The organism is Frankia sp. CcWB2 (genome assembly GCF_977927585.1).
In genome coordinates this window covers 922-5,509 of the sequence record NZ_CDWRCM010000259.1, presented here as the reverse complement: position 1 = coordinate 5,509, position 4,588 = coordinate 922, and the positions used below count along the sequence as shown (strand labels likewise).

Sequence of the window (4,588 nt, the reverse complement as noted above, 5' to 3'; positions counted from 1 at the left end):
GCGCCGGGGCCCGCGCGCCAGCGCCTGCGGCGGCCGGCCCCGCCCGCCCCGCGCCGGCGGCTGTCGGCCCCGCACCGCCGTCCCACCCTCCGGACCAGCATGCGGCGAACCCTCCTCGGATCCGCCGCGCTGATGCTGCTCGCCGTCGCTGGTACCGCCATCGCCGACGGCCAGGAGAGTATCCAGACACCGGGACCCGTCGCGGTGCCGACGGTGTCCTCGGTCGTCGCCCCGGGCGTTCCGAACGGCGTCCCGGGCCGGCTCACCCCGATGTTCGCCCCGGTCCGGGCGTCCTTGCGTCGTTGATCGTCCGCCCGTTCGAGCCGACCGGGCGAATTCAGGCCGATCCGGGCGGATACGTTCCCCGTCGGCCCGGTCGGGGGTATTCGAACGGGGTATTCGGACGGGGTAAGCCGTCCCGGGTACCCGGAGGCGGCCGGGGCCGTGAGTTCCGGGGTGTCGCCCGCTCCGCCTCCCGGCGCCAGGCCCTGGCTGGTCGCCTTTGTCCGGCTGTCCGCCCCGGTCGCCGCCGGAAACCGGCGGGACGCATCTTTCCGGTACCTGAAAGACATTTTCTGAGTGTTCTGGAGGAGAGGTCTCGTCTGGCCTGATGTGAGGCTTTACCGTGTTACCCGCTCGGACGCGTCGCGCGTGCTTTCCAGGACGGAACCGGTCGTCGGCGTTCCGCCGTGCCGTGCGACGAGCGAATCGGGGAGGACGTGTGGACGTCAGCGACAACGAGGTGCCTGTCGCGAGCGTGGAACCGGTCGACCCCCCCGTACGGCCCCGACGTCTCGAGCGGTCATCCACGATGCGGTCGGTTCCCGCCGGCCCGAGCCACCGCGCCGATCCTTCCCGCCCCGGCGCCCGGCGAGTCGCGGACCGCGCCGACGCGGCGCCTCCTGCCACCGACGGCGAGCCGCAGACCGATCAGGCCAGCGGCCGGGTCGCGGCGGCGTGCGACGCGACGACCGTCCCCTCGACCGGCGGGACGATACCTGTTAGTCGGCTTCGCCTTCCCGCCGCGCCCCGGCCCAGCACAGCCGGCGGTGCCGGGCCGCGGGTACAGCCCGGGGTGGTCGTCCCCGTGCGGCCGTCGGGACCTGTGCAGCCGTCCGGGTCGGAACCGGCGGCCGGGACACGCCGTCCGGAATCGCCTCGTACGGCCTCCACCACCGCGATGACCGGGCCGGCGGCGGAGGAGACCCGGCCCGACCGGCGACCCACGGCCGCCAGGACGCCGGGCACGGGTAGTCCGGCGGCACGCGCTCCTGAGCCGGCCCCGGGAACTCCATCGGGTGCGGGGCCATCGGCTGCGGGACCGCAGCCGCGGCCCACGGCCCGCGAGGGTGCGACGCCGGAACCCGGGGCGGCGCGGATTCCGGTGCGTCAGCCCGCCCGGCGTCCGCCGACCCTCCCACCCAGTGAGGACAGGCCCGGCTCCGCCCCCGGAGGGCATCGCCACCCCCGGCATTCCGGGCGGGTCGAGGGGGCCGCCGCCGCGACCGACCGCGGGCGCGCTCCGGCTGACGGGAACCCGCGGGAGCCGTCGAGAGACTTGCCGACAGTGACCGCGGTGCGTGGCTTCGGCACGCAGCCGCCGGCCCCACCACCCGCTGCGACGGGCTCCCCGCGGGCGTGGTCGCCGACCTCGACGCCGTATCCGCTGCCCGCGGACTCCGGCGGCGGCTCGAACGGCTCGAACGGCACGGCGGTCGCCGCGCCGTTCGCCGGCGTCCTGACCGGCCGTCCCGCGCCGCGGGGGCGCCTGGTCGCGCCCGGTCGCCCGGTCGTTCTCGGTCACCGGGTCCTCCTCGCGAGCATCCTGGTCGCGGGTCTGCTGGGCGGGGGGATCGGTGCGCTGCTCGTCTCGATGACCGAGTGCGGCAGCGACCGGCAGGCGTCGGCGGCCCTGCAGGTCGGTACCGCCGCGCCCAGCTCCGACCGCAGGTCGGTCGCGTCGATCGCCGCGACGACTCTGCCCAGTGTGGTGACGATCGACGCCGGTGGCGGGGGCCGGCGATGCCGCGGGCACCGGCTCCGGGGTGATCATCAGCCCGGAGGGGTACATCCTGACGAACAACCACGTCGTGGCGCCCGCGGTCGCCGCCAGAACTCCGATCTCCGTGCGCCGCTACCAGGAGTTCGGCCAGGTCCAGGCCGACCTGGTCGGGCGGGATCCCAAGACTGACCTCGCCGTCCTGCGCATCCCGCCCCGCAACCCCTGCCGGCGGCGGCGCTCGGCCAGTCCGGCTCGCTGGTCGTGGGAGCGCCGGTGGTTGCCATCGGGGCGCCGTTCGGCCTCGCCGGCACCGTAACGACTGGCGTTGTCAGCGCGCTCGACCGCAATCCCATGGTCCCGGCCGAGAGCGGCACCGACCCCACGGTGCTCATCGGGGCGATCCAGATCGACGCGGCGATCAATCCGGGCAACTCCGGTGGTCCGCTGCTCGACGGCCTCGGCCAGATAGTGGGGATCAATACCGCGATCGCCGCGGTGCCCGGCCATGAGTCCCAGAGCCAGAGCGGCAGCATCGGCGTGGGGTTCGCCATCCCGATCGACTTCGCCCGCTCGGTCGCTCAGGAGATCATCTCGACCGGCCGGGCGACCCACCCGTACCTCGGCGTGTCGGCCGCGACCGTCACCGCCGGCCAGGCGAAGGCCACGGGGACCACGCCGGGTGCCCGCATTGTCAACCTGGCGCCCGATGGCCCCGCCGAGCGCGCCGGGCTGCGCGTCGGCGACATCATCACGCGGGTGGGCACCAGGGTCATCAGCGGGATGAATGACCTCATTGTCGCCGCCCGGCTCCACCGGGTAGGTGACCGGGTGCCGGTCGCCTACGAACGCGCCGGGGCCACCGCGACCATCCAGCTGACACTGCAGGAACAACAGCGCTGAGCTGCAGGCATCTTTTCGTTGCCCGCGAGCTCCTTGCCCGTAACACCGGGAGAGGTACGCTCAGCGCGTGTTCAACGGTGTCGGGTGGGGTGAAGTCGTCGTCTTGCTCCTGATCGGGCTGTTCGTCTTCGGCCCGGACAGATTGCCCAAGGCCGCCAGGGACGCGGGACGCGTGCTGCGTCAGCTGCGCCAGATGGCCAACGGCATGCGTAACGATCTCAGGTCCGAGCTGGGCCCGGAATTCGCCGATCTGGATATCCGGGACCTGCATCCCAAGACCTTCGTCCGCAAGCACCTGTTCGAGGACGGTCCGGTTCTGCCGCCATACCTCACCAAGCGGACCTCGCTCGACTCGCTGCTCCTCGGTGACGATCCGCCCGCGGTGCCGTCACTGACCAAGTCCTCGCTGCCGAGAGATCCCGCGGCCAAGGACCCGGCTCGTCCCGGCGCCGAGGCCGCGGTCCCGGCGGCGCCGCCCGGTCCGGTGTCTCCCATGCTGTCGAAGGTCTCGCCGAGCAAGGCCTCCGCCGCCCGCTCCGTGCCGGTGCAGCCGGCACGGAGCGGGCGGCCCGGCGACAGAGGTGCCCTTCGACTCGGACGCCACCTGAGCCGACCCGACGCCACCTGAGGTTCGGCGCCGCCGTCGGCTCGAGGACCCGCCCCGGGGCGGGATCAGCCGGGGCCGGGCTCGCGTCGATCAGGCTGCGCGAACCCGGACGGACGGCCGATCGTAGGTGTTCAGCGCCCCACCGGCGTGAGGTTGAGGCTGCGTCCGGCGAGCCCACGGGAGCGGTAGGTGAGCCGGCCTGCCACCGCGTCCAGGGCCTTGCCCGCCTCGCTGTCCGGCTCGCCGATGACCAGTGGCACGCCGTTGTCGGCGCCTTCCCGGAGCCGGACGTCTACCGGGATCTGGGCCAGCAGCGGTACGTCATGACCGAGCACCCTGGTCAGCCGCTCGGCCACCGCCGCCCCGCCGCCGGAGCCGAACACGTCGACCCGCTCGCCGCAGTGCGGGCAGGGCAGCCACGCCATGTTCTCGACGACCCCGACCACGTTCTGCCGGGTCTGCACGGCGATGGTCCCGGCCCGCTCGGCGACCTCGGTGGCCGCCAGCTGCGGGGTCGTGACCAGCAGCAGTTCGGAGGACGGCACCAGCTGGGCCAGAGAGATGGCGATGTCACCGGTGCCGGGCGGCAGGTCCAGGAGAAGGACGTCCAGGTCACCCCAGAAGACGTCCGACAGGAACTGCTCCAGGGCACGGTGCAGCATCGGTCCGCGCCAGGTCACCGGCTGGTTGCCACGCGTGAACATCCCGGTGGAGATGACTCGCACCCCGTGCGCCTGGGGCGGCATGATCATCTTTTCGACCTGGGTGGGCGGGCGGTCGATGCCCAGCATGCGGGGCACGGAGTGCCCGTAGATGTCGGCATCGAGCACACCGACCGACAGGCCCGAACGGGCCATCGCGGCGGCCAGGTTCACGGTGATCGAGGACTTGCCGACGCCGCCCTTGCCGCTGGCGACGCCGTAGACCCTGGTGGTCGAGCCCGGTTGGGCGAAGGGAATCGCCTTGGGGGCGTTGCCCCCCCGCAGTTTCGCGTGCAGGGCACCGCGTTGCTCGTCCGACATGACCTGCAGATCGACGCGGACCTCGCGGACGCCTTTGACCGCGCTGACGGCTCGACT

Annotated in this window: 3 protein-coding genes and 2 pseudogenes; 4 read left to right on the top strand and 1 reads right to left on the bottom strand. The window is 73.3% G+C overall.

Features of this window, described 5'->3' with window-relative positions:
• The 4 genes and pseudogenes from ACY45C_RS19865 to tatB all read left to right on the top strand — a co-directional run.
• Window positions 1-306, top strand: a pseudogene (locus ACY45C_RS19865) (anti-sigma factor family protein); the annotation flags it as partial.
• Window positions 307-2,006: 1,700 nt separating this feature from the next.
• A pseudogene (locus ACY45C_RS19860) lies at window positions 2,007-2,437 on the top strand (S1C family serine protease); the annotation flags it as partial.
• Between the two features lie 33 nt (window positions 2,438-2,470).
• On the top strand, window positions 2,471-2,902 hold the full coding sequence (locus ACY45C_RS19855) for a S1C family serine protease (RefSeq protein ID WP_462189075.1): 432 nt from the start codon (window positions 2,471-2,473) through the stop codon (window positions 2,900-2,902).
• A 67-nt stretch (window positions 2,903-2,969) separates the two neighbouring features.
• Window positions 2,970-3,530, top strand: a complete 561-nt coding sequence (gene tatB / locus ACY45C_RS19850; protein WP_462189074.1) for a Sec-independent protein translocase protein TatB — start codon at window positions 2,970-2,972, stop codon at window positions 3,528-3,530.
• Between the two features lie 110 nt (window positions 3,531-3,640).
• On the opposite strand, the gene ACY45C_RS19845 is transcribed toward tatB, so the two are convergent.
• Window positions 3,641-4,588, bottom strand: a 948-nt coding sequence (locus tag ACY45C_RS19845) for an Mrp/NBP35 family ATP-binding protein (RefSeq protein WP_462189073.1), incomplete at its 5' end; no start/stop codon positions are given.